4 protein-coding genes are annotated in these 6,061 nt (G+C 65.3%); all 4 read right to left on the bottom strand.

From position 1 onward, the window contains the following. A partial coding sequence (locus AB4Z11_RS00805; RefSeq protein ID WP_442021943.1) for a GspE/PulE family protein occupies positions 1-1,055 on the bottom strand: 1,055 nt, incomplete at its 3' end. Positions 1,056-1,065: 10 nt separating this feature from the next. Further along, complete coding sequence (locus AB4Z11_RS00800) at positions 1,066-3,249, bottom strand: tetratricopeptide repeat protein (RefSeq protein WP_442021941.1); 2,184 nt, start codon at positions 3,247-3,249, stop codon at positions 1,066-1,068. Continuing rightward, the gene (gene mshL, locus AB4Z11_RS00795; protein ID WP_442021939.1) at positions 3,246-5,165 is read right to left on the bottom strand and encodes a pilus (MSHA type) biogenesis protein MshL; all 1,920 of its coding nucleotides are present in this window, start codon (positions 5,163-5,165) and stop codon (positions 3,246-3,248) included. The genes AB4Z11_RS00800 and mshL overlap by 4 nt, the downstream gene beginning before the upstream one ends. Before the next feature lie 2 nt (positions 5,166-5,167). Further along, positions 5,168-6,061: an ExeA family protein gene (locus AB4Z11_RS00790; protein WP_442021937.1), complete on the bottom strand. Its 894-nt coding sequence runs from the start codon at positions 6,059-6,061 to the stop codon at positions 5,168-5,170.

Below are 6,061 nucleotides of genomic sequence, written 5' to 3'. Positions count from 1 at the left end.
GGGTCTTCCAGCGTCATGATATTGACGCTTTCCGTGTTGATGTGGTTCAGAATCGAATACAACGTGGTGGTCTTGCCGCTGCCGGTGGGGCCGGTGACGAGAATCAGCCCGTCGGGCCGGGCGATCATCAGTTTCAGTACATCGAGGTCGTGCTCGGACAGGCCAAGCTGGTCGAGCGGCACGATGCCTTTTTGCCGGTCCAGCACGCGCAGCACGAAGTTCTCGCCGTGCGCCGTGGGCTGGGCGCTGGCGCGGAAGTCGATCTGGCGGCCGGAGAACTTGATCGCGATGCGGCCGTCCTGCGGGGCGCGCGTTTCGGCGATGTTCATATTGCTGATCACCTTCAGGCGCACAGCCATTGCTGGCCAGTAGGATTTGTGCAGGCTGCGGATCTGGCGCRGGATGCCGTCGATGCGGTAGCGGATGCGCAGGAAGCTGTGCTCCGGCTCAAAGTGGATGTCCGATGCGCCGTTCTGCACCGCGTCCGCCAGCAGGGCGTCGATCAGGCGCACCATGGGGTGGCTGTATTCATCGGAGGCCGCGTCGAAGCTCTGGTAATTCACTTCGCCCGTTTCGATTTCGTGCAGGATGCCGTCGATCGATAGCTCATAGCCGTAGTAGTGGTCGATGGCGTGGGCGATGTCGGAATCGTTCACCAGCAGCGGCACGATGACGATGCCCTTCACCAGCATGGCGCTGATCTGGTCCAGCGCGACGATATTGCTGGTGTCGGACATGGCAAGGATCAACCGGTCCGTGGCGCGTTCGTACACGATGGGGAAGACGCGGTAGCGCTTGGCCACATCCTTTGGAATCAGCTTGAGCGCGATGGCGTCCACCACCAGCGATTTCAGGTCGGCCGATTGCGTGTTCAGGTTTTCGCTCAGGGCTTCGCGCGCCGTCGCTTCGGTGACGAAGCCGAGTGTGATCAGCAGCTTGCCCAGCGGTTCGCTGCTGCGCTTTTGCTCAAGCAATGCAATGCGGAGCTGGTCCTCGCTGATGACGCCTTTCTGGATCAGCAGTTTGCCGAGCGGGATTTTGGTCTGTTCTGCCATGTAGTGTGCGTCAGGGCGCTGGCGCGCCCAGTTCAAGCAGGCGCTTGCGCACAGCGTTGGGATCAAAACCGGCTGGCGTGGTCTGGGCCAGGGTCAGCGCGCGCTGGTAGTAGTCTTTCGCCAGGCGGCCCTGGTTCAGGCGATCCAGCCCGATGGCGAGGTTGAAAGCGTAATCGGGATTGTCCGGCGTGGCGCTGTAGGCGCGGAAGTAGCTTTGCTGCGCTTCCGGCCAGCGTCCCTGGCGGGCATACAGATTCCCCAGGGTGAACAGCACGGGGCCGGATTCGGGGGCGCGCTGCAGGATGGCTTTCAACCTGCTTTCGGCCTGGCCGATGTCGCCGGGACGCAGTGCCACCAGGCCGGCCAGCGCTTCCGGGTCGCCCGGATCGAGTTCGAGAAGGCGCACGTAGTTGGCGGCCGCCAGCTGGCCGTTGCCCTGGCGGACCGCGACGGCGGCGCTGCCCAGCAGGGCGTCGCGGTTGTTTGCGTCGTGCGCCAGCGCGGCGTCGTACTGCTGGCGCGCGGCGGCCATGTCGTTGGCCTTGAAGGCGGAATAGGCGTTCTGCAGCGCGGGGCTGACTTGCGGCGTGTGGTTGTTGCGCACGATGCGCACGTCGCCGGTGTCGCCGTATGCGACTGGTGCGGCGGAGGCGGGCGCGCTATCCACCGCGGCGGCTGACCCCGCTTTTCCGCCGGCAGTTGTGATGCCCGCGGCGGCGGTTGGCGCGGCTGCCGCGGCGGTGCCAGTGTCGTGCGAGGGCACCATGGTCCCGGTATCGCGCGCCAGTCTTGCAGCGCGCTCCTCCGCATCGCGCCGCGCTTCTTCGCGCATGGCGGGATCGGGGATGGCGGCCAGCGCTTCCGCCGTCGGGACAATCACATGCGGCTGCGGACGCGTGGCCGGAGCTGCGCCATGGCTGGTGGCAGCCGTGTGTCCTGCGCGCTGTGGGGAGGCGGTGTCGACCGTGATCGCGCCCGCAGGTACTGTGGCCCGCGCGGCGGCTGTGCCGGCGCCCGGTGCCGCCGGTGCTACCGCGGGGACGCCATGCGCGGTCGCCCCTGCGTTTCCAGCTCCGGCTGATGCGCCATTCGCGCCGATGCCGGCGGCCGTCGTGCCGGTGGTTCCGGTCGTGGCGGCTACACCGGCCCCCGGAACGCCAGCAGCACCGCTTGTCGCCACACTGCCAGGCGGCGAGCCGGCCGCTGGTACCGCAGCGGGCCCCTGCGCGCCGGTCGCCGCGATGCCGCCGGGGATGGTCCCAGCGGGGACTGGCTGGGCCGTGTCCACGCCCGGTATGCCCGCCACCGGCGGCGCGACATTTTGCGCGGGACCGGCGATGGTGCCCGGTGCGGGCATTGGCACCGGCGGCAGCGAGGCGCCAGGGCCAGGGCTGCTGACGGCTTTCCAGTACATGAATCCAAAGGCCAGCAGGACCACCACCAGCAGGCCCGCCAGCACGGTGAGCCGTTGGCGCGACGCGTTTGCGCTGGCACGTGTTGCGGCCCCGGTTCGGCTCCAAGGCGCGGCGCCGGGACCGGACATCGCCGCGGCACCGCTGTCTCCCCGCGTGCCGCCCTGACCAGAAGCGCGCGGAGCGCCCGCGTCGCGCGCCGCCGTCGTTGGTGCGCCGCGAGCTGTGGAGGAAGAAGCGCCAGGGGCGCTGCTGGCGATGTTGCTGGCCGGGGCAGGGCGCGATGCCCCGGAACCGTCGCGCGCAGTGCGCGCTGTGTCGGCACCTTGCATGCTGGCTGCAAACGCCGCGTCGCCATGCGCATCATCATCGGCGCTGCGGGCATGCGGCGCGGGATCGGCGCCCAGACCGCCGGGCTGGCCGGGGCCATGGGGCATATCGGACGCCAGCCGCGCTGCCGCCGCTGCGCGCGCTGCGGCGGCGGGGTTGCGGCGTGCGCCTGGCCGCGCCTGCGGCGGCACGGGGTCATGCATTGCCTCCGTCGCGGCAACGACAGGAATATCCTCATCATCGTCCGCGCCGGACGTGGAAGTGGGTGGCTCCAGCGGCTCCAGAGAAAATGCCGGACCGCCCACCACAGCCGACTCACTGCTTGCCGCCGCCTTCTGGACGTCCGTTTCCAGCGGCTCCAGCTGCAGACCATTCTCTTCGTGTGGCGCCGAGATTTGCGAACCGTGTTTGGCGCGCTCCGCCTTGCGCAAGGCTTGCATGAGCAGGCTCATAATCCACCTGCCTTGGCCTGCTGCTCCGGCAGCAGATAGCGATAGTCCTTATAGTCGCCGGACATGGTCGCGTCCTTCACCACCACCGGGCGCATGAAGATCACGAGTTCAGTCTTGCTTGCCGTCTCGTTCCGGTACGAGAACACATTGCCGACCACGGGAAGGGAGCTAAGCAGCGGAATGCCGTCCTTGGAATTGTCGACCGAATCCTGCATCAAACCGCCCATCACGGCGATCTGTCCGCTGTGTACCTTCATCACCGATTCCAGTTCGCGCGCCTGAATTACAGGCACCTTGCTCACCACATTCTGTTTCGACAGCTCGGGATTCGGGTCCTGCACGAAGCCCACCACGCGGGTGATAGTGGGACGCACATTGAGCGTAACTTCATCATCTTCCGAAATCTGCGGTGTCACGCTCATCACGAAGCCGACCGGCACGGTTTCCAGTTTGGACTCGTAGGTCGCCGGCGTGGCGATCGTACCCGTGGTGGTCAGCACAGCAGGCGTGACTTTGATCGTGAAGAAGATATTGTTGTCGACCACCTTGAGCAGCGCGGTCTGATTATTCAGCACGCTGATCTTCGGGCTGGACAGCACCTTCACTTTGCCGAAGGATTCCAGCAGCTGGATCGTGGCCGAGATATTGCCGAAGCGTGTGGTCGGGTTCAGATAATTAAATACGAACACGCCGGCCGACGATCCGGGGGCAATGCCGGAGGGCAGGGGCGTGGTGCCGACCTCGCCCTGACTGACCGTGGAGTTGCCATTGATGCGCGACCAGTTGATGCCTTGCTGGTACTGGTCGCTCAGTTTGACCTCGATGATGGTTGCCTCAATCAGCACCTGGCGCTTGGCGGTGGACAGGACGATGTCCAGAAACTCCTGCACCTTCTCGTGCTGGCGGCTGGTCGCGCGCACGGCAATCAGGCCGCTTTCGGGATTGGCGATGACCGACTGCGCCATGCGCGGCGCGTTGCGGTTTTGCGCGGACGTGGCCTGGTTGCCGGGATAGCCCGCGCCGCCATATCCTTGCACGTTCGCACCGCCGGGATAATTCGGATCTGCCGCCTGGCCGCTGCCGTATAGCGGCCCGGCGCCGCCGGGGTAGGCGCTGCCCGTCGCACCGGGCAAGCCGGCCGTGCCGTACCCGCCTGGCGCACCCGTGGCGCCGCCAGCGGACATCAGTGCCYGCCGCTGCAAGGCAGCCGCCTGGTCGCGCATTTGCGCCAGCGGATCGGTCAGTTGGTCATTGAGATTGGTTGGCCGCAGCATATCGCGGATATTCTTCTCAAGGCTGTACCAGAAATTATTATCCGAGCGGTTCGCTACGGAGGTCGTGGAATTGTTGTTGCCGCCGCTAGTGTCGAGCGGATTGGACGCGGTGACGGTATTTCCGGTATTCGGGTTGTACTGGGATGCGCTGGAATTGCCGGTGGTCGAAATCTGGGTCGCGATATTCACGCTGCTGTTGGTGCTGCGCGCGATGTTCACGTAATCGATCTTGTAATTCTTCCAGTAGGGCTGGTCTGGCAGCACGGTCAGCGTATTGCCATCGAGCTCGTAGCGCATGTCGACCTGGCGCGCGATGCGCGTGAGCAGTTGCGGCAAAGTCTGGTCAAGCGCGTTCAGTGTCACCGTGCCTTCCACGGCGGGATGAATATCGACGTTGAGCCCCGCGTCGCGCGCCAGGGCGAACAGCACGTTCTGCACCGGCACGCGGTGAACGGTCACGCTGTATGTCTCCTGCCTTGCGGACGCGCGAGGCGGCGGCAGGGCTGCGTTCTGCTGTACCGGTTCGGGAATCGCTCCCGCCGGAGGCGCCGCTTCGCTCAGGTGGGATGGCGATTGCGGCAGCTTGGGCGTCGCACAGGCCGCGAGCAGAGTGCAGAGCAGGGAAGCCGCGAGTATTCTCATCGTTATCRCCGCCTAAAAGTTGACCGACTGAAATATGTTGTCAAAATTTTCTCGAAAACGATCATACTGCGATTGCGCCAAAGACCCGCGCACGAATAGCTGGCCTCCTGAATCGCCTGGCGCACATGCATGGCGTCGACATGGCGCGCGTCATCGACGAATGCGGCCAGCATGGCCTTGTCGGCCAGTACGTTGATACGGCGCACGATGCCTTCCGAGCCGCTGGCGATCAGCCGCACCGCGTGGCGGCTGAAAATATCCGGCCCGAGATAGCCAGCAGCGCGCAGGCGGAAACCGAGAAATTCCGGGATCTGCTCGCGCGGCATGCACGGCACCACGAAGCTGTGCGTGATGCGTTCGCGCAGCTGGCGCATGCGCGGCAGGGACAGGTGCTCGTCCAGTTCCGGCTGCCCGAACAGCACAATTTGCAGCAGCTTGTGGCGCGCGGTTTCCAGATTGGTCAGCAGGCGCACCTCTTCCAGCGTATCGAGCGGCATGGCCTGAGCTTCTTCCACCAGCAGTACCACCTGGCGCCCGTCGCTGTGGCGCGCGATCAGCTCCGCATTCAGCATGCGCAGCACTTCATCGGCGCGGCGGCCATCGGGGATCAGGCCCAGTTCGGCGGCAATCGCATACAGCACTTCATGCGGCCCCAGGCTGGGATTGACGAGGTAAAGCACATCGATGTGCTCCGGCAGGTGCTGCTCCAGCATGCGGCACAACATGGTCTTGCCACTGCCGACTTCGCCCGTCACCTTGACGATGCCTTCTCCATGCGTGACGGCGTAGAGTAGGGCGGCCAGCATTTCGCCGCGCGTATTGCCGCTGTAGAAAAAGGCCGGGTTGGGCGTGATGCTGAAAGGCGCTTCACGCAGGCCGAAGTGGGTCTGGTACAT

It is taken from the genome of Pseudoduganella sp. RAF53_2 (genome assembly GCF_052113985.1).
GTDB lineage: Bacteria > Pseudomonadota > Gammaproteobacteria > Burkholderiales > Burkholderiaceae_D > Rugamonas.
Note: the sequence above shows the minus strand (reverse complement) of the source record. Positions and strands in the feature narration are given on the sequence as shown.

Excerpts from the sequence above, each read along its gene's own strand:
- AB4Z11_RS00800 (WP_442021941.1), bottom strand. The coding sequence starts at position 3,249 with ATGAGCCTGCTCATGCAAGCCTTGCGCAAGGCGGAGCGCGCCAAACAC.